General features: G+C 60.7%; 21 protein-coding genes. 12 read left to right on the top strand and 9 right to left on the bottom strand.

The genetic code is table 11. From position 1 onward, the window contains the following. Positions 1–128 precede the first annotated feature (128 nt). On the top strand, positions 129–449 hold the full coding sequence (locus tag IB264_RS11265) for a DUF6894 family protein (RefSeq protein ID WP_038576103.1): 321 nt from the start codon (positions 129–131) through the stop codon (positions 447–449). On the opposite strand, the gene IB264_RS11260 is transcribed toward IB264_RS11265, so the two are convergent. Then, a complete protein-coding gene (locus tag IB264_RS11260) occupies positions 450–1,940 on the bottom strand; it encodes an MFS transporter (RefSeq protein WP_025427080.1) in 1,491 nt (496 codons plus the stop codon). A 295-nt stretch (positions 1,941–2,235) separates the two neighbouring features. On the opposite strand from IB264_RS11260, the gene greA reads away from it, so the two are divergent. Both greA and IB264_RS11250 read left to right on the top strand, forming a co-directional pair. Beyond that, complete coding sequence (greA, locus tag IB264_RS11255; RefSeq protein ID WP_025427081.1) at positions 2,236–2,712, top strand: transcription elongation factor GreA; 477 nt, start codon at positions 2,236–2,238, stop codon at positions 2,710–2,712. An 87-nt stretch (positions 2,713–2,799) separates the two neighbouring features. Beyond that, positions 2,800–3,855, top strand: a complete 1,056-nt coding sequence (locus IB264_RS11250) for a glycosyltransferase family 4 protein (protein WP_192433336.1) — start codon at positions 2,800–2,802, stop codon at positions 3,853–3,855. Positions 3,856–3,878: 23 nt separating this feature from the next. Here IB264_RS11250 and IB264_RS11245 read toward each other — a convergent pair whose 3' ends face one another. From IB264_RS11245 to IB264_RS11230, 4 genes are all read right to left on the bottom strand, one after another. Then, positions 3,879–4,901 carry a glycosyltransferase gene (locus tag IB264_RS11245; protein ID WP_192433334.1) on the bottom strand — a complete coding sequence of 341 codons (1,023 nt, stop codon included), beginning with the start codon at positions 4,899–4,901 and terminating at the stop codon, positions 3,879–3,881. Next, positions 4,898–5,929, bottom strand: a complete 1,032-nt coding sequence (locus tag IB264_RS11240) for a glycosyltransferase (RefSeq protein WP_025427084.1) — start codon at positions 5,927–5,929, stop codon at positions 4,898–4,900. Before IB264_RS11240 ends, IB264_RS11245 begins: the two co-directional genes overlap by 4 nt. An 18-nt stretch (positions 5,930–5,947) precedes the next feature. Continuing rightward, a complete protein-coding gene (locus IB264_RS11235; RefSeq protein ID WP_025427085.1) occupies positions 5,948–6,757 on the bottom strand; it encodes a glycosyltransferase family 2 protein in 810 nt (269 codons plus the stop codon). An 83-nt stretch (positions 6,758–6,840) separates the two neighbouring features. Further along, positions 6,841–7,311 carry an Lrp/AsnC family transcriptional regulator gene (locus IB264_RS11230; protein ID WP_025427086.1) on the bottom strand — a complete coding sequence of 157 codons (471 nt, stop codon included), beginning with the start codon at positions 7,309–7,311 and terminating at the stop codon, positions 6,841–6,843. An 847-nt stretch (positions 7,312–8,158) separates the two neighbouring features. Between IB264_RS11230 and trxB the strand changes: the two genes are divergently transcribed. From trxB to IB264_RS11205, 5 genes are all read left to right on the top strand, one after another. Beyond that, positions 8,159–9,133, top strand: a complete 975-nt coding sequence (gene trxB / locus IB264_RS11225; RefSeq protein WP_025427087.1) for a thioredoxin-disulfide reductase — start codon at positions 8,159–8,161, stop codon at positions 9,131–9,133. Between the two features lie 115 nt (positions 9,134–9,248). Continuing rightward, positions 9,249–10,145: a LysR family transcriptional regulator VtlR gene (locus IB264_RS11220; RefSeq protein WP_038577011.1), complete on the top strand. Its 897-nt coding sequence runs from the start codon at positions 9,249–9,251 to the stop codon at positions 10,143–10,145. A 616-nt stretch (positions 10,146–10,761) separates the two neighbouring features. Continuing rightward, complete coding sequence (locus IB264_RS11215) at positions 10,762–11,052, top strand: helix-turn-helix transcriptional regulator (protein ID WP_025427089.1); 291 nt, start codon at positions 10,762–10,764, stop codon at positions 11,050–11,052. Positions 11,053–11,093: 41 nt separating this feature from the next. Further along, positions 11,094–12,215: an alkene reductase gene (locus IB264_RS11210; RefSeq protein ID WP_025427090.1), complete on the top strand. Its 1,122-nt coding sequence runs from the start codon at positions 11,094–11,096 to the stop codon at positions 12,213–12,215. A gap of 67 nt (positions 12,216–12,282) precedes the next feature. Further along, positions 12,283–13,083 (top strand): aminoglycoside phosphotransferase family protein, encoded by an 801-nt coding sequence (locus tag IB264_RS11205; protein WP_025427091.1) that lies wholly within the window; start codon positions 12,283–12,285, stop codon positions 13,081–13,083. A 2-nt stretch (positions 13,084–13,085) separates the two neighbouring features. Here IB264_RS11205 and IB264_RS11200 read toward each other — a convergent pair whose 3' ends face one another. Beyond that, positions 13,086–13,655, bottom strand: a complete 570-nt coding sequence (locus IB264_RS11200; RefSeq protein ID WP_025427092.1) for an XRE family transcriptional regulator — start codon at positions 13,653–13,655, stop codon at positions 13,086–13,088. 36 nt (positions 13,656–13,691) lie between these two features. Between IB264_RS11200 and IB264_RS11195 the strand changes: the two genes are divergently transcribed. Together IB264_RS11195 and IB264_RS11190 are read left to right on the top strand one after the other, a co-directional pair. Then, entirely contained in the window at positions 13,692–14,201 is a 510-nt protein-coding gene (locus tag IB264_RS11195) for a GNAT family N-acetyltransferase (protein WP_025427093.1), read from the top strand. A 151-nt stretch (positions 14,202–14,352) separates the two neighbouring features. Further along, entirely contained in the window at positions 14,353–15,234 is an 882-nt protein-coding gene (locus IB264_RS11190) for a lytic transglycosylase domain-containing protein (RefSeq protein WP_234907880.1), read from the top strand. Here the strand turns inward: IB264_RS11190 and IB264_RS11185 are convergent. Next, a complete protein-coding gene (locus IB264_RS11185) occupies positions 15,224–16,258 on the bottom strand; it encodes an NAD(P)H-binding protein (protein WP_025427095.1) in 1,035 nt (344 codons plus the stop codon). The genes IB264_RS11190 and IB264_RS11185 overlap by 11 nt on opposite strands. A gap of 94 nt (positions 16,259–16,352) precedes the next feature. Between IB264_RS11185 and IB264_RS11180 the strand changes: the two genes are divergently transcribed. Beyond that, positions 16,353–17,267 (top strand): LysR family transcriptional regulator, encoded by a 915-nt coding sequence (locus IB264_RS11180; RefSeq protein WP_192433333.1) that lies wholly within the window; start codon positions 16,353–16,355, stop codon positions 17,265–17,267. Positions 17,268–17,313: 46 nt separating this feature from the next. Here the strand turns inward: IB264_RS11180 and gyrA are convergent, their stop codons facing one another. After that, on the bottom strand, positions 17,314–20,088 hold the full coding sequence (gene gyrA / locus IB264_RS11175; protein ID WP_025427097.1) for a DNA gyrase subunit A: 2,775 nt from the start codon (positions 20,086–20,088) through the stop codon (positions 17,314–17,316). A 334-nt stretch (positions 20,089–20,422) separates the two neighbouring features. On the opposite strand from gyrA, the gene IB264_RS11170 reads away from it, so the two are divergent. After that, positions 20,423–21,052 (top strand): MarC family protein, encoded by a 630-nt coding sequence (locus tag IB264_RS11170; RefSeq protein WP_025427098.1) that lies wholly within the window; start codon positions 20,423–20,425, stop codon positions 21,050–21,052. A gap of 264 nt (positions 21,053–21,316) precedes the next feature. On the opposite strand, the gene IB264_RS11165 is transcribed toward IB264_RS11170, so the two are convergent. Then, positions 21,317–21,865, bottom strand: a complete 549-nt coding sequence (locus tag IB264_RS11165) for a single-stranded DNA-binding protein (protein ID WP_025427099.1) — start codon at positions 21,863–21,865, stop codon at positions 21,317–21,319. Positions 21,866–22,126: the final 261 nt, after the last annotated feature.

Below are 22,126 nucleotides of genomic sequence, written 5' to 3'. Positions count from 1 at the left end.
TCTACGAGTGCGCAATCTCCCCCTCATTGTTGTGAACGCCACCTGAACGCCGGGTTCAGCCTAGGTACGGTCGCCGGGTGCTTACATGCCCACATGCGCTCCCAAGTCGGAAAGATCCGGCACTGCGCATGGGATGGGGCAACATCGTGCAGGTCTATTTCTTCGATTTGTATTGGGGCGACGAGCGCTTTGTCGACGAGGACGGCATCAGCCACTTCGACGAAGGTTCCGCCCTGTATTACGGCCAGCGAATTGCCGACAAGATTGGCCGCGATGCCGACTATGGATCGCTGAGGGTCCATGTGCGCTCGGGCAGCGGCGAGATTCTGGCGACGATTGCGCCGTCAGACGGTCGTGGCCGTGAACAGGACGCTTTGATCGGTCGAGGCAGCCTTGGCGTATTCCGCCGCCCCACCGAAACCGCCGCCGCCCTGCCCACGGCCTGGTGATCAATCGACCGTCACGGGCCGCTGTGCCCGAGCCTCGCTGCGTGTTGGCCTTCGGCTGCGCGCAAGCCGGACAGTCCTGATGCCGAAGAACAACGACGCAACCGAGATCACGCAACTCAAGGCAAACACCGCTAACAGCGCGTCGCGCATGACGGCCAACCGTGCGCCTTCATCGAAGCCGCGTATGTTGGCGGTCAGCCCGAAGACGGCTGCGCCGACTGCGTAACCTGCGGATTGCAGCGTCGGCAGCAGTGCCGAAGTCTTGTCTCGCTCAGGGGGCGGCGACACATCCATCAGCAATTGGCTGAGCGTGCCCCAGCAGACGCCGAAGCCGGCACCAATGGCAATTTGACCTGCGAAAACCAACCGAAACTCCGCTGTCGCGATCGCGACCGTCAGGCCGATGAGCCCGAGGCAAAGCAGCAGTGGCCCGACCCAGATCAATCGTACACGCAGATCATGCGAGCGCAGGCTCGCCACCAGAATGGCGGTCAAGCTCCACGACATCGCCATCAGCGCGCTCGAGAATCCGGCGGCCGTCGGGCCGAAATTCCAGAGGTGTTGCAAGCCGTAGACGAGATAGACGGAGCCGGAAGCCTGCGCCAACGGCATCAGCAGAATGATCCAGAGGCCGGTGCCGAGCGGGCGCCCGATCGAAAATGCGCCAAGCGGGAGAATTGAGTGCCTGGAGCGACGGTCGAGATGCACAGTGTTGACGAGAACGGCGATCGCTACGACCACGAGCGCCGCCATGGCAAATCCGTTCTGGAGCATATTCGAAACCGAGATCAGCAGTATGCCCAGGCCAAATGCGATCAGGCGAAAAAGCGGAATGGGTTGCACGATCTGCGCCGAAGCCGACCGTCTGGGTACGATGGCAAGGACCAGCGCAATAAAGATGGCGGCGGCGGGAATGTTGACGAAGAAGGCCGCACGCCATGACCAGTGTTCGGTGAGAAATCCTGAAATGAGCGGACCGGCAAAGGCAGCACTTGCCCAGACGATGGCCTCTGCACCGAAGACCTTCGGCACGAGCCGAGGCGGGAAAAGCTCCGGGATCAGTGCATAGCAAATAGCGGCAATGATGCCCTCGCCCAGCCCTTGAAACAGCCTTCCGACCAGGACCTGCGGCATGCTCGTCGCCAGCGTCGCAATCACTGTGCCGGTGACGAAGACAAGCGCTGCTGCGATCAACGCATTGCGGGCGCCGAAGCGCGCCTTGAGATTGGCAGCCAATGCCCCGCCGATGATTGCAAAGACGAGATAGAGGGTGAAGGCCCAGGAGAGCAGTGCCGCACCGCCAAATTCCTCGACTGCCGTCGGGAGCGCGGTCGAGATGAAGAACTCGTTGAAGGCAAAGAGCGCGACACCGAGGCAAAGCGTCACGGTCGCCGCCAGATGGTTGGGTTGCAACAACTCGGCCCAACGCCCTTCCGCTTCTGAATGGCCCTCGGCTTTCCCTGCGTCGCGGTCGTCTTTTGTCGTGCTCATCCTGTCATTTCCGTGTGTTCGTCGTTTCGGAAACAGAACTGTTACGACCTCAACCGCGGTTGAGGTAAAGCCCATTATCGAGGATGTCAAATTGGTAGGAGCGTCTGCAAGTTGCGCCCCCCAAGTGAAGGACGCGGTGGATCATGGCGAAAAATCTGGCATTGGCAGTTTCCTTTCTGCTATAAGAACGGTTCGGATATTTCGGACGGTTCCGGTGCTTGCGCGCCGGAGACCGTTTTCTTTTGCGTTGGCGCCGCCCCCAAGCGGCGCCTCGTGCTTGATGAAGGACATTGAAATGGTCGACAAAGTGCCGATGACACAGGGTGGATTCGTCAACCTGCAGGAGGAGCTGCGCTGGCGCCAGCAGGAAGAGCGACCACGAATCATCGAGGCCATCGCCGAAGCACGCGCGCATGGCGACTTGTCGGAAAATGCCGAGTACCATGCCGCCAAAGAGGCTCAGAGCCACAACGAGGGTCGCGTCGGCGAACTCGAAGACCTGATCGCGCGCGCCGAAGTCATCGACCTGTCGAAGATGTCCGGCTCCAAGATCAAGTTCGGTGCCAAGGTGAAGCTCGTCGACGAGGACACCGAGGAAGAAAAAACCTACCAGATCGTTGGCGATCAGGAAGCGGACGTTAAGGCTGGACGCATCTCCATCTCGTCGCCGATCGCCCGCGCGCTGATCGGCAAGGAAGTCGGCGATTCCATCGAAGTGAACGCACCCGGCGGTTCCAAGGCCTACGAAATCCTCGCGGTAAACTGGGGCTGATCGCCCCTTTGGGGCGACGGTTCCGCTTCGCCCCGATCCCCCTGCCTCCAAGACATTGACTGTCGCATGCGCAAGGAGAGCGATTCCGTGGCTGACATCCGGGACGTCGAGGTGATCGCTCCCAATTTCAAGCGGCGCCTCTCGGGCGTTACCTCGACAATCATCCAACTCATCCCGATCCAGCGCGCGCTGGGTCAGAAGATCGCGGTGCTCGGTCCGGGTCTTCCCGACAGTCTGCCTTCGATCAGGTTTCTCGATCTCCTGCATCTCTGGAAAGCGCCCGACGGCCGGCGCTGCCGCGTCTGGCACGCTCGGCGCAACGTCGAGATGTTGCCGGCGATCATCCTGCGCGATCTCCTGCGCATGAAGTTGAAGATTGCCTTCACCTCGGCATCCCAGCGCCGCCATACGGGCTGGAGTAAATTTCTGATCGGCCGTATTGATGCGGTGATCGCGACAAGCGGCAAGACAGCCGCCTATCTCGAAGTGCCGAACGACGTCATCCTGCACGGGATCGATACCATACGGTTCCAGCCGCCCGTCGATCAGCATCAGGCGAAGGCCGCACTTGGCGTCGATCCGGCCCAGAAATTCGTCGGCTGCTTCGGGCGGGTCCGCCGTCAGAAGGGCACCGATCTCTTCGTTGATAGCATGATCGCCCTCCTGCCCTGCCGTCCAAGCTGGAGCGCGATCGTTGCCGGTCGGGCGACGGGTCCGCATGTGGCATTTGAAAACGAGCTCAAGGAGCGCGTCGCCAAAGCCGGGCTTGCCGAGCGTATCCTGTTTGTCGGTGAACACACCAACATTCCCGACTGGTACCGGGCGCTCGATCTTTTCGTCGCGCCGCAGCGCTGGGAAGGATTCGGTCTGACACCGCTCGAAGCCATGGCAACGGGCGTTCCCGTCGTGGCGACCGATGTCGGCGCATTTTCCGAACTGGTTGTGAGCGGTGCAGGCGAAACCGGGACGATCGTCCCGGCCGATAACCTTCAAGCCATGGTCGAGGCGACGGCCGCGTTCATGGATGGTGACCGGCGGCGCACAGCAGCGGGTGCGAATGGCCTTGTCCGCACCGCCACTTCGTTTGCGATCGAAGGCGAAGCGGCCGCCATCAATTCAGTGTACGAACGGCTGATGCGCTGACCGGCCTAGTGGCCGACTGCCGCCTATTTCTTCGAGGCGAACAGCTTCAAATAGGCGTTGGTGATGGCCTGTTTGGAAAACTGGTTCATCAGCGTTTCGTAGCCGCGTTCTGCCAAACGCGACCCGATCTGTCGGTCGTTTGCTATGCGCTCGATGGCGTGGCCGAAACCCTCGGCATCGCCGATATCGACCATCAGGCCGTTTTCACCGTCGCGCATGAACCATTGCGGTCCTTCAGAGCGGCTTGAAACGACTGGCGTGCCCTGCGCCCAGGATTCGAGAATAACGTTGCCGAGTGGTTCATGGCTTGACGCCATGACGAAGATGTCTGCGGCGGCCAGGAACGCACGCGTGTCCTTTTGCCAGCCGGCAAATCGCACCCGGCCCGAAACACCGAGATCGATGGCAAGCTTTTCGAGGTTTTCGCGCTCTTCCCCATCTCCGACAAGCCAGAGATACGCACCCGGCACCTTGGCGATCGCTTCGATCAGCGTATGGAAGCCCTTGCGCTCAACGAAGCGGCCCATCGACATGACGACCGGCGCGTCGTTCGGCGTATCCAGCGTGGCGCGGCTGACGGCAGCGACGCGTTCGGTATTGGTGAAATTGGAGATAACCTCGACGTCGCGCTTCCAACCGATTTCGCGCACATGCGCGGCGATGCCAGGAGTGTTGCAGACGAGGCAGTCGGTGTTGCGGAAGTAGTGGAGCCGCGGCGGGTAGTCGCCGAGCCGCGAGATCTTGATGCAACCCTTGTAGTTCGGCATCAATTCGCTGGCACGGGGCGCCCATGCCATAAGAGCATCCGGCTTCCACGTCATGGCGAGCCGTGCTGTCTTCCATGGAAGAAGGATGCGGTCGACCGACAGGTTCCGGAAATGGCTCTCTTTGATTCCGACGGAAGGGCTGATGTCCTTGCGCCAGATCCGATCCGGTCGAATGATCGCCTTCTGTTCAACGCCGCGCTCGGCAAAGGCATTGACGAGATGGACGAAGAAACGCTCGGCGCCACCATCCTTGCCGAAGTGAAAATGGACGAGTTTCATGTTTGCTTCGAACCCCGGGCAAACAGCTCGAGGTAGGTCTCTGAGATCACCTGCTCCGAAAAACGCTTGGCAAGCGTATCGCGCCCACCTTCGCAGAGGCGCGTGCGAAGCGCCGGGTCGTCGCGCAGCCGTTCGATAGCGATTGCCAGACCCTCCGCATCGGCACAATCAACCATCAGTGCGTCCTGGCCATCCGTCATGACCCAGGACGGCCCCTCGGCGCGAGACGCAATAGTGGCTACTCCCGCACCCCACCCCTCAAAGCAGACGTTGCCCAAAGGCTCATGCAATGATGTGATCGCGAAGGCATCGCCCGCCGACAGGTAGCCATAGGCGTTCGTCTTCCAGCCAGGAAAGCGCACACGGTCCCTTATGCCGAGTTCTTCTGCAAGCCGTTCGAGGTTGGCGCGTTCGGGACCATCGCCCAGCAGCCAAAGATAGGCGCCATTGACCTTGGCGACGGCGCGCAGCAGATGATCGAAGCCCTTTCGCGGCACGAACCGCCCCATGCCGACGACGACAAAGGCATCCTCCGGCGTTTCGAGGTCTCGGCGCTCTATCGCGGCCGCCGGCGTTGCCCGTGTGAAGTTGGCGATCACTTCGACCCCACGCTTCCAGCCGAGCTTTCTGACGCGATCGGCGATATCGGGTGTTATGCAGACGAGCGTCTCGACATTCGTGTAGTAACCGAGGTGCTCCGGATAATCGCCAAGTCGGGAAATGCGGAAGGCCTTGTTGTAGACAGGCATGAAACGGCTTGCGCGAAGCTGCCAGGCCATGATCACGTCGGGTTGGAACTCCCGCAATATCCGCTGCATGCGTGCCTGAAGGACAAAGCGCGAGAGCGAAATTCGGCGAAAGACGCCTTCGTAGATCTTGCCGCAATGCTCCAGCTCTTGACGCCAGCTTCTGTCGGGCCTGATCAGCATGCGCTGCTCGACACCACGATCATGCAATGCGTTGACGAGATTGACGAAGAACCGTTCCGCTCCACCGTCCTTGCCAAAATGGATATGCATCACTTTCATAAAATCACCTGGATGCTTTCAATGCAGAGCGGCATCATCGTTGTTGGGACGCTTACTGAGTGCGTGCCTCTGATAGATTTTTGCGGCGGTCAAGAATGCGTATACGGCGCCCGTCATGGCTTCGATGAAGCCCGGAAAGCCACAGCGCCAAAGCCCGTTTCGGAAATAGAGACGATAAAAGTAAAGCGGTGGGCTGAACAGCATCTTGTATGGCCGCGGTGGTTTTCCGGCCGCTGCCTGCTGATCCGCCTTCAGCGTGGAGTACTTGTTTTCCTTCAGGATCTGTTCGTCGATAACAAGCGGACGATAATGAAGCAGGCTGCCTTTGCTGGCGGCGCCAACATGACCATCGGGTACGATACCCTCGTGCACTTTCTGACTGAGGTCGTAGCGTCCCCTGCCCTTGCGGATCAGGCGCAGATTTCGCCTCTCATGCACGCGCACCGGCGTATAACCGTAACCGATCAAATAGGGGCGGCGCGCCACGCGCCAGCCGACCGTCTCGGCCGGCCCGTCAAGCAGCGACGGCAGAAGCGCCTTCAGCGGTTCATCAAGGCGTTCGTCGGAGTCGATGTTGAAGCACCAGGGTTGCGTGCACTGGTCCAGCGCGAACTGTTTCTGGCCCGCATAGCCCCGCCAGGGCTCGTGCATGAAGCGGATCGGCCATCCATTATCGATGAAGGATTGCACGAGCGCGGCAGTGCCATCCGTCGATCCCGAATCGACGATGACGATCTCGGCGCACTGCTCGAGGCTCTCGATGCAGTTGCCGAGGTAGGCCTCTTCATTCTGGCAAATGATGAAGGCGGAAAGCGGAAGTTTGCTCATGGATGACGCCACTCAACTTCGGTCGTGTCTGCGTTCTCCAAGGGAGCCTCGCTGCCGTTGCGGATCCGCAAGTGTTCCGGATCCTAGATCTGGACCAGCCCGATATCCTTGACCTGACGAATGGTCAACATCGTGCGAACCGTATCGACGCGCTCGTTGGCGGTCAAAACCTCGATGACGAAATCCTGGAACGCGGTCAGGTTCTCGGCGACGCAATGAAGCAGAAAGTCGCTTTCGCCCGAGACTGTCCATGCCTGGCGCACGATCTGCCATTCCGCGGTTGCCGCGGCGAATGCCTTGAGATCCGCCTCCGACTGCCGCTTGAGACCCACCATGCAGAAACCCACCAGATCGAAGCCGAGCGCCGGTGCGTTCAGCAGCGCGTGGTAGCCCTTGATAACGCCGGTTTCCTCGAGTTTGCGCACCCGTCGCAGACAGGGGGGCGCCGAAATGCCAACACGCTGGGCGAGATCCACATTGGTCATCCTGCCGTCACGCTGGAGCTCGCGAAGGATCTTGAGATCGATTGCGTCGAGCTCGACTTGTTTCGTCATGAAGGTTCGTCCTTTTCACAAAGCGACTTTGATGCATGGGGCAAAGCCGAAGAGGAGTATCTTTGCTTGGATTGCCCGGTAGGTTGTCGTCACCGAGCCGATTTTATCAGGTTGGCCATAGAGAATTGATCGACAGTCGACCGTCCGTTCGACCTGCACGTAGTGACGGACCCTGCGTGTGCAGTTCTCGCTCGTAGCGCGTGAGCCTTGTGTTATCGGCGGGCGATCTTGGAGGCGTGGAGGCGTATGTTTGCGATCCGGTTCCCGCACTGAAGGCGAGGCTACTCTCCGGTCGTGAATTGCCGAACGCGGCGAGTTCGCGGTCGAGCCAAACGCGGCTTGCATTCAACCCCATATGCCTCTCCAGCAAAGTGAATCCGCGTGAAATATCGCCAAACCGATCCGACAACAAGCATCTGCGCCGACTATTCGCGGGAAAACCGGCGTTCAGAGGCGGTCGCGCCCGGTTGACATCGATTCTTTTGGGGGCGTTCGTCGAAAAACCTGTGGCGATCCACGCCTTCGCGCCCGTCCTAGGTCTTCCGTCAGGCGTGTAAGGGGGCAATGTCGTGTTGCCCTCGATCCCTGTATCTCATGTTCCGTTCGCTGGATCCGGTTCTCATGCGATGTCATCACGGGCTTGTGACGTGAAGAAGGGGGACGCAAGCGGTGCAAAAATGCCTGATCTGGTGTCAAATCGGCGCCTTGGGCTCAAGCACTTGTGTGTATCACCGCGACCGCCCTTGAAAGTCCCGGGGGGGAATACCTAAAGTATGGCACTATTTGCCTGTGATGTAACGGAACCGGACAGGGCCCTTCGGCCATTCGGTGAGCGAAGGACAAGACCATGACTGCCCGCCACGTAAAAGCGCTGATCATCGGCTCCGGCCCGGCCGGTTATACCGCCGCCATCTACACGGCGCGCGCGATGCTGGAACCGGTCCTGATCGCCGGCATGGAACAAGGCGGCCAGTTGATGATCACCACCGATGTGGAGAACTATCCGGGCTATGCCGATCCGGTTCAGGGTCCGTGGATGATGGAGCAGATGCTGAAGCAGGCGACGCATGTTGGCGCCGAGATCGTCAATGATCTGGTCACGGATGTTGACCTTTCCGTTCGCCCCTTCCGCGTCAAGACCGACAGCGGCAACGATTGGACGGCTGACGCCTTGATCATTGCCACCGGCGCCAAGGCAAAGTGGCTCGGCATCGAAACCGAGCCGACTTTCATGGGCTTCGGCGTTTCGGCCTGCGCCACCTGCGACGGGTTCTTCTATCGCAACAAGGACGTCATCGTCGTCGGCGGCGGCAATTCGGCCGTTGAAGAGGCTCTTTACCTCTCCAATCTCGCAAAGACCGTCACCGTCGTTCATCGCCGCGATTCGTTCCGCGCCGAAAAGATCCTGCAGGAGCGCCTGTTCGCCAAGCCCAACGTCAAGATCATCTGGGACCACGAGGTCGTCGAATATCTTGGTGCCGCCCCCAAGCCGCCGATGCCTGCATCGGTCAATGGCGTGAAGCTGCGCAACACCAAGACGGGCGAAACGAGCGACATGGTGACCGACGGCGTCTTCGTCGCAATCGGTCATGCGCCGGCTGTCGAACTGTTCAAGGGCAAGCTCCGGCAGAAGTCCAATGGCTATCTCTGGACGGCCGCTGATTCGACGGCGACCGATATACCCGGCGTTTTTGCCGCAGGTGACGTCACCGACGACATCTACCGCCAGGCCGTGACGGCTGCAGGCATGGGATGCATGGCGGCGCTCGAGGCCGAGAAATACCTGGCGGGTCATATGCCCGTCGCAATTGCAGCCGAATAGAAGCTGCGAATCGGGAAGCTCCAGGCAAGGAGCCTTCCCGTATGGGAACAGATGCATCAGCCGCACGCGGAGGACATGATCCCGTCCCCCGGGGTGGTTTCATATGGGGGACTTCATGTCGCTGGATTGGGACAAACTGCGCATTTTTCACGCGGCGGCCGAGGCTGGGTCGTTCACGCATGCGGCAGACAAGCTCCATCTCTCTCAGTCGGCGATCAGCCGTCAGGTGAGCTCGCTTGAGCAGGATGTCGGCATCAAGCTGTTCCACCGCCACGCGCGCGGCCTGATCCTGACCGAGCAGGGCGAGATCCTCTACCGGACTGCGCACGAAGTGCTGATGAAGCTCGAAAGCGTCAAGGTTCAGCTGAGCGAGACGACCGACAAGCCGAGCGGCAAGCTGCGCATCACGACGACCGTAGGCCTTGGCCAGGGCTGGCTGACCGACAAGATCCAGGAGTTCATGTCGCTGCACCCTGATGTCCAGGTACAGTTGATCCTCGATAACGAGGAGCTCGACGTGAACATGCGCCATGCCGACTGCGCCATTCGCCTGCGCCAGCCGCAGCAATCCGACCTGATCCAGCGCAAGCTCTTCACCGTGCATATGCACGTCTATGCGGCGCCCTCCTACATCAACAAGCACGGCGAACCGCAGTCGCTCGACGATCTCGACAACCACCGCATCATTACCTTCGGCGAACCTGCGCCAAACTACCTGCTCGACGTCAACTGGCTCGAAATCGCCGGCCGCGATTCCGACAACCCGCGGACCTCGCATCTGCAGATCAACAGCCAGACCTCGATCAAGCGCGCCTGCCTGCTCGGCATCGGCATAGCGATGCTGCCTGACTATATCGTCGGCCGCGATCCAGGCCTGATACAACTTCCGATCAGTGCCGACATTCCGTCGTTCGACACCTACTTCTGCTATCCCGACGAGATGAAGAATGCTGCCAAGCTCAAGGTCTTCCGCGATTACATCGTCGCCAAGGCCAGGAACTGGAGCTTCTGACGCCAAAGGCGCCATTGCTCGATTTGTGAGCATTTGCCGGATGGCTGATTAGCTCGTTGTTTTATAATCGTAATTTAGATCGTGCGGCGCATTTGGTGCGCCGCATTTTGTTTGTGCGGTGCAAAAATGAGCAGTGATGCGCACATGGCATGGCTGACATGCATATTAAATGATTGCTGCTCGCCCAAAAAAGCAGCATACCACCCTCAGCTGATGCATCTTTGGTGGCTTCTCCTCCCAGTGCCACCGCAGCAGCTGTTCCCCTCTGGAGGTTTAATTACCTTCACAACTATAAGGGCCCAAGTCATCTTGTGGCCCTCTTTTTTTGTCTACTGTGTGGACACGGGCGAGCCGTGACGAAATTCACAGCCGGCTATTGAAAGCTGGTACTTCGCTTCCCATATCAAAATGTAGCTGATGCATTCTTGGTGGCTTTCTCCTCCCCGCCACCGCAGCAGCTGTTCCCCTCTGGAGGTTCTAATTACCTTCACAACTACAAGGGCCCAAGTTTTCTTGCGGCCCTCTTTTTTTGCTCATTTCCTCCTCACGCTCTTGTGATTTGAATATCGAGTGTAGCCGATACATCTATCGATAAAACACGATATGGCGATAGACGATGGATCGAGACGAAATCTTCAAGGCCCTGGCACACCCGGCAAGAGTGAGCATCCTTGCTTGGTTGAAGGAGCCCGAGGTGCACTTTCCGACCCAGGAGCATCCGTTTGAGATGGGCGTTTGCGCGGGGCAGTTCGAGCGCTGCGGCCTGTCGCAATCGACCGTATCCTCCCATCTCGCCATTCTCCAGCGCGCTGGCCTGGTGACAACCCGCCGTCTCGGCCAATGGGTTTTCTACAGGCGCAACGAAGAGACGATTGCCGCGTTCCTGAAGGACATCGGCAGTCTCTGACACCCCCCCCCAAGACCAAACTGAAACCGAAAGGACCTGCAATGGCTACCCTATTCGATCCCATCACCATTGGTGACATCACCCTGAAGAACCGCATCGTCATGGCGCCGTTGACGCGCAATCGTTCGCCGAAGGCCGTGCCGAACACACTCAACGCCACCTATTACGAACAGCGCGCATCGGCTGGCCTGCTGATCACCGAGGCAACTGCGATCACCCAGCAGGGCCAGGGTTATGCCGATGTGCCCGGGCTCTACACATCCGAAGCCCTCGAGGGCTGGCGCAAGGTCACCGATGCCGTGCATGCCAGGGGTGGCCGGATTGTCGTACAGATGTGGCATGTCGGCCGGATCTCACATGATTCGCTGCAGCCGGACGGTGGCAAGCCGGTTGCACCTTCAGCGATAAGGGCAAAGTCCAAGACCTATCTGATCAATCCCGATGGCACGGGTTCGTTTGCCGAAACCTCCGAACCGCGTGCGCTCGACATCAGCGAACTCGACGGGATCGTTGAGGACTATCGCAAGGCTGCCCGCGCCGCGATCGATGCCGGCTTCGACGGTGTCGAGATCCACGCCGCCAATGGCTATCTCATCGATCAGTTCCTGCGCTCCGGTTCGAACCAGCGCACCGACGCCTATGGCGGTTCGATCGAGAACCGCGCCCGCTTCCTGTTCCAGGTAGTTGATGCCATCACCTCGGAGATCGGCGCCGGCCGTGTCGGCATCCGTCTCTCGCCGGTGACGCCCGCCAACGACGCCTTCGATCCGGAGCCGCAGGCGCTGTTCAGCTATGTCGTCAAGAACCTGGCCCGTTATCCCCTCGCCTATCTCCACATCATCGAGGGTGCGACCGGCGGTCCGCGCGATCACCAACAGGGCGAGCGTCCGTTCGACTACCACGCTCTACGCGCCGTCTATGCCGCTGCCGGCGGCAAGGCTGCCTGGATGACCAACAACGGATATGATCGCGATCTGGCGGCAAAGACAGTTGAAAGTCGCGAGGCCGATCTGGTCGCCTTCGGTAAGCCGTTCATTGCCAATCCTGACCTTGTCGAGCGCCTGCAGGAGAACGCTCCGTTGAATGCGCCGGATCAAGCGACGTTCTATGGCGGTGGCGCAAAGGGCTATACCGACTACCCGTCTCTTGAACAGGTCGCCTGATACCACCACATCCCTCAAGCCCCGCCGGTCGGCGGGGCTTGATCGTCAACGGACCATCCCTCCTTGTATGTTTGCTCCCTACCTCGAAAAATGGTCGCTGCAGCCGGACGGTGACCGGGTCTCAACGCGATCGAGCCAACTGCTGCCGGTGCGCTGGCGCGGCCTGCCGGCAATGCTGAAGGTCGCTCACGAGGTGGAAGAGAAGCTCGGCCGGTTGCCGATGCTCTGGTGGGCCGGCCAGGGTGCTGCCGAAGTCTATGCCGACGACGAGGATGCGCTTGTGATGGAGCGTACCGACAGCCGGCGATCGCTGTTTCATATGGCGATGACGGGAAGCGACGAGGTGGCGACACGGATCATCTGCGGGACGGTGGCGGCGCTCCATGCGCCCCGCGATGCGGCCATTCCCGATCTCGTCCCGCTTGAGAGATGGTTTGCGGCACTGGCGCCGGCAGCACGAACCCATGGCGGCGTGCTGGCGCGTTCGCTTGCGGCGGCCGAGGCCTTGTTTTCCGATCCGCATCCGCCGGTCGTGCTGCATGGCGATGTTCACCACGGCAACATTCTCGACTTCAGTGCCCGTGGCTGGTTGGCGATCGACCCGAAGCCGGTCTATGGCGATCCGGGTTACGACTATGCCAATCTCTTCTGCAATCCGGAACTGGCTGTGGTGAGCGAGCCCGGTCGCCTGCAACGCCATCTCGCTATTGTCGCAGAGGCGACTCGACTGGCGCCGCGCCGTATCCTTTCCTGGATTCTGGCCTATGCGGGTCTCTCTGCCGCATGGTTTCTGGAGGATGATGACGACTTCGATGTCGAGGGCGAAATGCTGGTCGCGCGGATCGCTGCAGCCGAAATCGACAGGTAGCGTCAGCGGCTGCTTAAGAGGATCACCGCATAGACACATAACGTATCGTTGCCATTGCGGAAGATGCAGTCCGTGGGTGGTCCGAGCTCAAGGCAATCGCCTGCTGCCAGCGCATGCGTCTCCTCGCCTTCCGTGAAGGTCAAGGCGCCCTGCTTCACCCAGATCAACTGGCGAAACATTGCATAGGCGGCCGCCGGCATAGGCACGTCCGCACCCGCTGGCAGTTCGACCTCGATCAGTTCCAGCGGCAGCTCGGAGTTCGGTGAGACATGCCGCCTGAGATATCCGCTTTGCGGATCGCGCCAGACCGGCTGGTGCTCGCGCCGCGACAGGCGACCCTCCTGAATTTCCGCGCGGGCGATCAGCGTCGACATGGTCAGGCCGAAGGCACCGGAAAGCCGCGCAAGCAATGTTGCCGTCGGACTGCTATCTGCGCGCTCGATCTTGTGGATCATCGTGCGGGAGACGCCGGAGCGTTCCGCAAGCTCGCTCAGTGACCAGCCGCGGATTTCCCGCTCGAGACGAATGCGATCACTGATGCGTTGATCAAGGCTGTACACTTTAGTATCCATGACGTAGTCATATAGTGTACGAACATGCGGGGCAACATGCTGACCAGGCAAGCAACGAAAGATGACCTGCCGGTCATCTGCGACATCTACAACGACGCGGTGGCCAATACGACCGCCATCTGGAACGACACGATCGTCGATGTCGCCAATCGAGCTGCCTGGCTCAGGGCGCGAAGCGATGCCGGATACCCGGTCCTGGTCGCGGTGGCAGACAGCGGCGATATCGTCGGCTATGCCTCCTTCGGCGACTGGCGTGCGTTTGACGGTTACCGGCACACGGTCGAGCATTCCGTGTATGTCCACCGCAAAAGCCGTGGCGGCGGCATCGGCCGCGAGCTGATGGTTGCCTTGATCGCCGAGGCCGAACGTCTCAACAAGCATGTGATGGTGGCGGGGATCGAGTCGGAGAATGCCGCCTCGATCCGGCTTCACCAACGGCTGGGTTTCACAGAGACCGGTCGAATGCGCGAAGTTGGAACGAAGTTCGGCCGTTGGCTCGACTTGACCTTCATGCAACTGGTGCTCTCCACCGGCTCACCCGCCTGAAGGACCTGTTTTTCCTGACCTCGCGAGATGCTATGTATAAAGCCGGTCTGTTTCGATGAGGCATTGCGGGCGGTACGGCATGGGGAACGGCAGCTCAAAAGGTCTTGCGTTTGCCGCCAGAGGGCTGCTGGCGCTTTTGATGGCCGTGAGCATGGGGTCGCCGGATATCGCTCAGGCTCGCATCGACGAGCTGCCGGTGCGCGCCAAGTGCATCTATGTCGGCCGGTCGGTGACGGACCCGGTTAAATCGCTGTGCATCAGCAAGGAAAGCTTCGAGCGCGATGTTTGCGGCGTCATCGATCATTATGCCGCCGCCAATGACTTGCCTTCAGCCTTCTTTGCGCGCCTTATCTGGCGCGAAAGCCTGTTTCGGCCGAATGCGGTCAGCCCGAAAGGGGCGGAAGGCATCGCGCAGTTCATGCCGGGAACGGCGAAAATGCGTGGCCTTTCCAACAGTTTCGATGTCGTTGCCGCTCTGGGAAAATCAGCCGAATATCTTGGTGAGCTGAAGTCGCGCTACGGCAATCTCGGTTTTGCCGCCGCCGCCTACAATGCCGGTGAAAATGGGCTGGAGCGTTTCCTCGAAGTGGACTGGCTGCCGACGGAGACACGCAACTATGTGCTGGCGATCACCGCCTACAGCGTCGAGGACTGGCGGGACAATCCGCCAAAGACACTCGATCTGACGCTCGACAAGAGCAAGAATTTTCTCGACGGCTGCGTGGCGCTGGCCAGCACCCGCCAACTGCGCGAGATCGACGTGATCGATGAGGCGGAGTGGGCGCCCTGGGGCGTACAGCTTGCGGCGCATTTTCAGAAATCGGTGGCGCAGCGGCTCTTCGTCAACGCTGTCAAACGTCTGCCGGCCCCGATCCGTAGCGAGAAGGCCCTGCTCCTGCGCGAACGCAATGCCAGCTTCGGCCGCCGCATTCGTTATGCCGCCCGAATCGGCCGCGATAGCCAGGTGGAAGCCAATGCGCTTTGCGCCACCATTCGGAAAAATGGTGGCGCTTGCTTGGTCTTCAGGAACTGATCGCCATTTTGGCTGGGGTGAGTCCCTCGCCGGCGCCGATTTGTCCGGCACTCTGCGGCAAGCAGCCGAGCGCCTTGAGGGTTTTGGCCACCGCTTCATCGATCGGTGTACGCGGCTCCTCGCCGAGCAAGTCCAGCAATCGATTGTTCGGCATCCGTAGCGGTTGGCGCCAGAGGTAGCGCATCTTGCGCAACTCCCGAAAGAGCGGGACGAAGGGGGAAGCCAGCGTCACCAGCCACCATGGAAAGGCACGTGCCGGAAGCCTTTGCTGTCCCGCTGCGCGCCGGATGGCGGCGATCATCTTCGTGCCGTCATCATCGACGAAACCGCCCATATGGTAGACGGCAAAGGCCGGCAGATCCTCGGCACGCTCGACCAGACGGATCATCGTCTCGGCCACATCGGGCAGATAGGCCCATTGGTGGGCGACGCCCTTCTTTCCGGGATAGCTGATCGCGGTCAGCGGCTTGCCCGGCTTGACCAGCCCTTGCGAAAACCAGTTGTTGGCGGCATCGGGGCCGAAGAAATCTCCAGCCCGCAGGATGATCACGCCGACACCGGCGTCTGACGCAGCTTTCAATCGAAGTTCCATCTCCTTGCGGATCATGCCCTTGTCCGTATGCGGGTTCTGCGGGCTGTCTTCGGTCAGAAGCGGGAAGGCATCCTGACCGAAATTGTAGATCGTGCCCGGCAGCAAAATGCGCGCGCCTTCCGCTTTCGCGGCGGCAATGGTGTTGTCGAGCATCGGCAGTACCAGCTTGCCCCAGTTGCGGTAACCGGGCGGATTGACGGCATGAACGATCAGTTCGACGCCTTCTGCGGCGGCGCGAACGTCCAGCCGCTTCATCGCATCGCCCTCCACCCATTCGTACGCGGGCGCCTTCTGCGCGGCCTTGGCGATATTGCGATTGAGTGCGCGCACTTTCCATCCCCGCTGGCTGAGGCCGCGGGCGACGGCACCACCGATGCCGCCGGTCGCGCCCAATACCAGGACTGTTCTTGCCTTTTCCAGATTGTCGGTCATTGCGTCTGCTCCATCGGTTCTGATGGAGGAAATGTCGTGCAATTCCGGGATAAACGGAATTGTCGTTTTCTGTTTCATTGCTATACTTTTATGTATGAGCAAGATCGAGCCGAGCTGGGACTACTACCGGACTTTCCTGAAGGTGCTGAAAGAAGGCTCGCTGTCGGCGGCGGCGCGCGAGCTCGGCCTGACGCAACCGACGGTCGGGCGCCATGTCGATGCAATGGAGGAGATGCTCGGCTTTCCGCTCTTCACTCGCTCGCCGCAGGGACTGTTGCCGACCGATGCCGCCCGCGCGCTTCAACCCTATGCCGAAGCGCTCGCAGCAACATCAGCGGCCCTGCTTCGCGCTGCCTCCGGCCAGCAGGATACGGTCAGCGGAACGGTGCGCATCAGTGCCAGCGAAGTGATCGGTATCGAGGTGTTGCCGCCGATCCTTGCCGAGCTGCATGTGCAATATCCGGATCTGACCATCGAGCTGTCGGCTTCCGATGCGATCGAGGACATCCTGCGGCAGGAGGCGGACATCGCCGTGCGCATGGCGGTGCCCAGTCAGTATGCGCTGGTGGCGCTTCATATCGGCGCGGTGCCGCTCGGTTTTCACGCCCACCGGCGATACCTCGACCGGCGCGGCACCCCGGCCACGCTTGCCGATCTGAGCCGCCACAGCCTGATCGGCTATGACCGCGAGACGGCGGCGATCCGGGCAATCATCGCCCGCACACCCGGCCTGCCGGACGTGCGCTTTGCGCTGAAGGCAGACAGCAACCTCGCGCAGCTTGCCGCCATTCGCGCCGGTTTCGGCATCGGTATCTGTCAGAATGCGCTTGCTGCCCGCGACCCCGATATTCTCCCGGTACTGGCGGACGGGTTCGTAATGAAGCTCGAGACATGGCTCGTCATGCACGAAAACCTGAAGGCGGCGCCGCGTTGCCGGGTGGTCTTCGATGCGCTGGCCAAGGGCCTGAGAACCTACATTCGCCCGCCGGAAATCATGGCTGCCCAATAAAAAAGCCCGCCGATCGGCGGGCTTTTCAGTCGGTTGGAGCCGCCTATCAGGCTTCGGCTTCCGGCGTTTCCGGTGCGCCGTTTTCGGCTGCCACCAGGTCCTCGCCTTCTTCGTCACCTTCCGGTTCGCTGATGCGCTCGACCGAGACGACCTTTTCGTCCTTGGCCGTCGAGAAGATCGTCACGCCCTTGGTGGCGCGGCTGGCAAGCCGGACGCCATTGATCGGCACGCGGATCAACTGGCCGCCATCGGAAACGAGCATGATCTGATCGTTGTCTTCGATTGGGAAGGCCGCGACGAGTACGCCGATCTCCGTCGTCTTCGAGGTGTCGGTGGCGCGGATGCCCTTGCCGCCACGACCCGAGGTGCGGAAATCGTAGGACGACGAACGTTTGCCAAAGCCCTTCTCCGAAACCGTCAGAACGAACTGTTCGCGCGCCTTCAGCTCTTCGTAGCGCTCGTTGGTGAGTTCGCCACCTTCGGTGACTTCCTCGCCGACCAGAGCGATTTCTTCTTCCTCGCCGTTCGTGCGCCGCTCGGCGGCTGCGCGCTTCAGGTAGGCCGCCCGTTCCCATGGCTCAGCATCCACATGGCCGAGGATCGCCATCGAGATGATGCGGTCGCCGTCACCAAGGTTGATGCCGCGGACGCCGATCGAGTTGCGGCCGGCAAAAACGCGCACGTCGTCGACCGGGAAGCGAATGCACTGGCCGAGCGCCGTCGTCAGCATGACGTCGTCATGCTCGGTGCAGGTGTCGACCGAGAGGATCTCGTCGCCATCCTCCTCCAGTTTCATCGCGATCTTGCCGTTGCGGTTGACCTGGACGAAGTCGGACAGTTTGTTACGGCGCACCGTGCCGCGCGTCGTCGAGAACATGACGTCGAGGTTTTCCCACGTCGTTTCGTCCTCGGGCAGCGGCATGATCGTCGTGATGCGTTCGCCGGGTTCAAGCGGCAGCATGTTGATCAGTGCCTTGCCGCGCGATTGCGGCGTGCCGATAGGCAGGCGCCAGACCTTCTCCTTGTAGACGATGCCACGGGAGGAGAAGAACAGAACCGGCGTATGAGTGTTGGCAACAAATAGCCGGGTAACGAAATCCTCGTCCCTGGTTGCCATGCCGGAGCGGCCCTTGCCGCCGCGGCGCTGCGCGCGATAGGTGGTCAGCGGCACGCGCTTGATGTAGCCGAGATGCGAGACGGTCACGACCATGTCTTCGCGGGCGATCAGGTCCTCGTCGTCCATGTCGGGACCGCCTTCGGCGATCTCGCTGCGACGCGGCGTGCCGAACTCCTCGCGAACGGCGGTGAGTTCGTCCTTGACGATGGTCATGATGCGGAGACGCGACGACAGGATATCGAGGTAATCCTTGATTTCCTCGCCGATCTTGTTGAGTTCGTCGCCGATTTCGTCACGACCAAGCGCAGTCAGGCGCTGCAGGCGCAGGTCGAGAATGGCGCGCGCCTGCTCTTCCGACAGGTTGTAGGTATTGTCTTCGTTGATCCGGTGACGCGGGTCGTCGATCAGCCGGATGAGGCTGTCGACGTCATGCGCCGGCCAACGGCGCTCCATCAACTGTTCGCGCGCGGTCTGCGGATCGGGCGCATGCCGGATCAGCTTGATCACTTCGTCGATGTTGGCAACCGCGATGGCGAGACCGACCAGGACATGCGCACGGTCGCGCGCCTTGCGCAGCAGGTACTTCGTTCTCCGGCTAACGACTTCCTCGCGGAACGAGACGAAGGCGCGCAGCATGTCGAGCAGCGTCATCTGCTCCGGCTTGCCGCCGTTGAGCGCCACCATGTTGCAGCCGAAAGACGACTGCAGCGGCGTGTAACGGTAAAGCTGGTTCAGGATGACGTCGGCATTGGCGTCGCGCTTGAGTTCGACGACGACGCGGTAGCCCTGACGGTCCGATTCGTCGCGCAGATCCGAGATGCCTTCGATGCGCTTATCGCGCACCAGTTCGGCCATCTTCTCGATCATCGTCGCCTTGTTCACCTGGAAGGGAATCTCGGTGATGATGATCTGCTCGCGGTCACCGCGCATCGGTTCGATATGGGCACGACCGCGCATGATGACCGAACCGCGGCCGGTCTCGTAGGCCGAGCGGATACCCGAGCGGCCGAGGATGAGCGCACCGGTCGGGAAGTCCGGCCCCGGGATGATTTCCATCAGCTCCGGCAATTCGATCGCCGGGTTGTCGATCAGCGCCATACAGCCGTTGATGACTTCGACGAGGTTGTGCGGCGGAATGTTGGTCGCCATGCCGACCGCGATGCCGCCGGCGCCGTTGACGAGCAGGTTCGGGAACTTCGCGGGCACCACCACCGGCTCGCTCATCGTGCCGTCGTAGTTGTCGCGGAAATCGACCGTTTCCTTGTCGAGGTCGTCGAGCAGCGAGTGCGCTGCCTTCTGCAGGCGGCACTCGGTGTAGCGTTCTGCCGCCGGCGGGTCGCCGTCGACCGAGCCGAAGTTGCCCTGGCCGTCGATCAGCGGCAGCCGCAGCGACCAATCCTGGGCCATACGTGCCAGCGCATCGTAGATCGCCGAATTGCCGTGCGGGTGGTATTTGCCCATCACGTCCCCGGTGACACGGGCGCATTTGACGTACTTCTTGTTCCAGTCGATGCCGAGTTCGCTCATCCCGTAGAGGATGCGGCGATGAACGGGTTTCAGGCCGTCACGCACGTCTGGAAGCGCGCGGCTGACGATGACGCTCATGGCGTAATCGAGATAGGACCGCTGCATTTCCTCGATGATGGAAATCGGCTCGATGCCTGGCGGAGTCTTTCCGCCGCCGGGAGTGCTTTGCTCAGTCAATTGTGATCACGATCTTTGTTCAGAATCAGTCGGATATTTATAGCCGAATGCGCCTGGAAGCGCCAATTTTGGCCCGTGGTTGTGAACAGTCTTTTGCCGTCGGAACAGGCTTTTCTAGGGCATTGCAGCGGAAATCGGAAGTGCTGGCGACAAAGTCGGCTGCCCGGCCTGAACGGCTGTGAGAAGGTTCCGTCACATCCTCATTAAGCTATTGCTCAAGCTTTGGCCACCGACCCCTTCCCAAGCCCCCTCCGCTTGCCTAACAATGCCGATCTGCCACCGGGAAAACTCGGGGCGCGCGCGCACGCACGCGACAATCCGGAAGGGGAAACGGATGTTCAATGTCGACCTCCTGGTCAACGCACTCACCACCCTGCTCGTCACGCTCGATCCGCCGGGGCTCGCCCCGATCTTCCTGAGCCTCACCGTCGGCCTCAGCCGGCAGGAACGCTTTCAGGTCGCCACACGCGGCTCGCTGATCGCCTTCTTCATCCTTGCCGCCTTCGCCGTCTTCGGTAACGGCATTCTCGGCCTGCTCGGCATATCCATCGGTGCCTTCCGCATCGCCGGCGGTCTGCTGCTGTTCTGGATTTCCTTCGAGATGATCTTCGAGAAGCGTCAGGAGCGAAAGGAAAAGACCGGCGAAAACGCCACCACCAAGGACCACATCCACAATATCGCGGTGTTCCCGCTTGCCCTGCCGCTGATTGCCGGGCCGGGCGCGATCTCCGCGACGATCCTGCTTGCCGGCTCGTTCCCGACGGCGGTCGAGCGCACGCAGCTGTTGATCGTCATCGCGCTGTCGATGGTCAGTCTTTTCCTGGCGCTTGTCATCGCCGAACGCATCGACCGTTTTCTCGGCGTCACCGGCCGGGCAATCCTCACGCGCCTGCTTGGGGTCATCCTGGCGGCACTTGCAGTCCAGTTCGTCGTCGACGGCGTGAAATCGGCAATGGCGGTCTGAGGGGCCATCGGGACGTTTGAGCGCTTCCGCTTTGGATAGAGTTGCGGAAGCGTCCCGTCTCCTGGTCATACGCACTTCCGGACGGAAAACCGCTTCGCACTTTTCCTGGAAATGCTCCAACCGACAGAAACGTTCATTCGAACGCAAAAAGGGCCGGTTTCCCGGCCCTTTTTCAATGTCACGATATTGCCATTAAAGGCCCGTGCCGTTCCAGTCTGCTCACCAAAGGGCGTCCGCAACTGAAAATCGCCGTGTTCGCGTGGCTCAGAACGGGATGTCGTCGTCGAGATCGCGCGAGAAGTTGCCGCCACTCTGGCTGCCCTGACCACCCTGGCCGCCGCCGGAGCGACCGCCGCCGGAGGACTGGCGCGGCTGCTGATCGTAGTCGTCGTAGCCGCCGCCAGCGCCGCCACCGAAATCGCTGGAGCCGCCACGGCCGGCGCCGGAGCCGCCGCCCTCGCCGCGACCATCAAGCATGGTCAGCGTCGAGTTGAAGCCCTGCAGCACGATTTCGGTCGAGTAACGATCATTGCCCGTCTGGTCCTGCCATTTGCGGGTCTGCAGCGCGCCTTCGATATAGAGCTTCGCGCCCTTCTTGACGTATTGCTCGACGACCTTGCACAGGCCTTCGTTGAAGACGACGACGGTGTGCCATTCGGTCTTTTCCTTGCGCTCGCCGCTGTTGCGGTCACGCCAGGTTTCCGATGTGGCAATGCGCAGGTTGGCGATCGGCCGGCCGTCCTGCGTGCGCCGGATTTCCGGGTCCGCCCCGACGTTTCCGACCAAGATCACCTTGTTGACGCTACCAGCCATATTGCTTTTCCCGTGGTTTTGCCGCGCCGCCGGCACGGCTTTCGAATTTCAAGAACGCGTATCTTAGCGGTCCGCTGCCGCGGATACGCCCCGCATCATACATAATCCACAACAGATTTAGTCGATTTGCGTGTTGTTTGTTCTTTCTTTGTTCTAATATTTCCCTATGATCCTGTCAACCGAATCGAAATGGCCACCAGTTTTGCCGATTGCGCCTCGACATGGGCGTTAGCGTCATTACATAGGGGGCTTTCAACCGAC

This window comes from Ensifer sp. ENS11 (assembly GCF_014851895.1).
Lineage (GTDB): Bacteria > Pseudomonadota > Alphaproteobacteria > Rhizobiales > Rhizobiaceae > Ensifer > Ensifer canadensis.
This window is presented reverse-complemented; position numbering and strand designations above follow the sequence as displayed.

Excerpts from the sequence above, each read along its gene's own strand:
- IB264_RS11240 (WP_025427084.1), bottom strand. The coding sequence starts at position 5,929 with ATGAAAGTGATGCATATCCATTTTGGCAAGGACGGTGGAGCGGAACGG.
- greA (WP_025427081.1), top strand. The coding sequence starts at position 2,236 with ATGGTCGACAAAGTGCCGATGACACAGGGTGGATTCGTCAACCTGCAG.
- IB264_RS11180 (WP_192433333.1), top strand. The coding sequence starts at position 16,353 with ATGAGCAAGATCGAGCCGAGCTGGGACTACTACCGGACTTTCCTGAAG.
- IB264_RS11230 (WP_025427086.1), bottom strand. The coding sequence starts at position 7,311 with ATGACGAAACAAGTCGAGCTCGACGCAATCGATCTCAAGATCCTTCGC.
- IB264_RS11265 (WP_038576103.1), top strand. The coding sequence starts at position 129 with ATGGGATGGGGCAACATCGTGCAGGTCTATTTCTTCGATTTGTATTGG.
- IB264_RS11195 (WP_025427093.1), top strand. The coding sequence starts at position 13,692 with ATGCTGACCAGGCAAGCAACGAAAGATGACCTGCCGGTCATCTGCGAC.
- IB264_RS11190 (WP_234907880.1), top strand. The coding sequence starts at position 14,353 with ATGGGGTCGCCGGATATCGCTCAGGCTCGCATCGACGAGCTGCCGGTG.
- IB264_RS11185 (WP_025427095.1), bottom strand. The coding sequence starts at position 16,258 with ATGACCGACAATCTGGAAAAGGCAAGAACAGTCCTGGTATTGGGCGCG.
- IB264_RS11210 (WP_025427090.1), top strand. The coding sequence starts at position 11,094 with ATGGCTACCCTATTCGATCCCATCACCATTGGTGACATCACCCTGAAG.
- IB264_RS11235 (WP_025427085.1), bottom strand. The coding sequence starts at position 6,757 with ATGAGCAAACTTCCGCTTTCCGCCTTCATCATTTGCCAGAATGAAGAG.
- IB264_RS11170 (WP_025427098.1), top strand. The coding sequence starts at position 20,423 with ATGTTCAATGTCGACCTCCTGGTCAACGCACTCACCACCCTGCTCGTC.
- IB264_RS11220 (WP_038577011.1), top strand. The coding sequence starts at position 9,249 with ATGTCGCTGGATTGGGACAAACTGCGCATTTTTCACGCGGCGGCCGAG.
- IB264_RS11200 (WP_025427092.1), bottom strand. The coding sequence starts at position 13,655 with ATGGATACTAAAGTGTACAGCCTTGATCAACGCATCAGTGATCGCATT.
- IB264_RS11260 (WP_025427080.1), bottom strand. The coding sequence starts at position 1,940 with ATGAGCACGACAAAAGACGACCGCGACGCAGGGAAAGCCGAGGGCCAT.
- IB264_RS11215 (WP_025427089.1), top strand. The coding sequence starts at position 10,762 with ATGGATCGAGACGAAATCTTCAAGGCCCTGGCACACCCGGCAAGAGTG.
- IB264_RS11205 (WP_025427091.1), top strand. The coding sequence starts at position 12,283 with ATGTTTGCTCCCTACCTCGAAAAATGGTCGCTGCAGCCGGACGGTGAC.
- trxB (WP_025427087.1), top strand. The coding sequence starts at position 8,159 with ATGACTGCCCGCCACGTAAAAGCGCTGATCATCGGCTCCGGCCCGGCC.
- IB264_RS11245 (WP_192433334.1), bottom strand. The coding sequence starts at position 4,901 with ATGAAACTCGTCCATTTTCACTTCGGCAAGGATGGTGGCGCCGAGCGT.
- IB264_RS11165 (WP_025427099.1), bottom strand. The coding sequence starts at position 21,865 with ATGGCTGGTAGCGTCAACAAGGTGATCTTGGTCGGAAACGTCGGGGCG.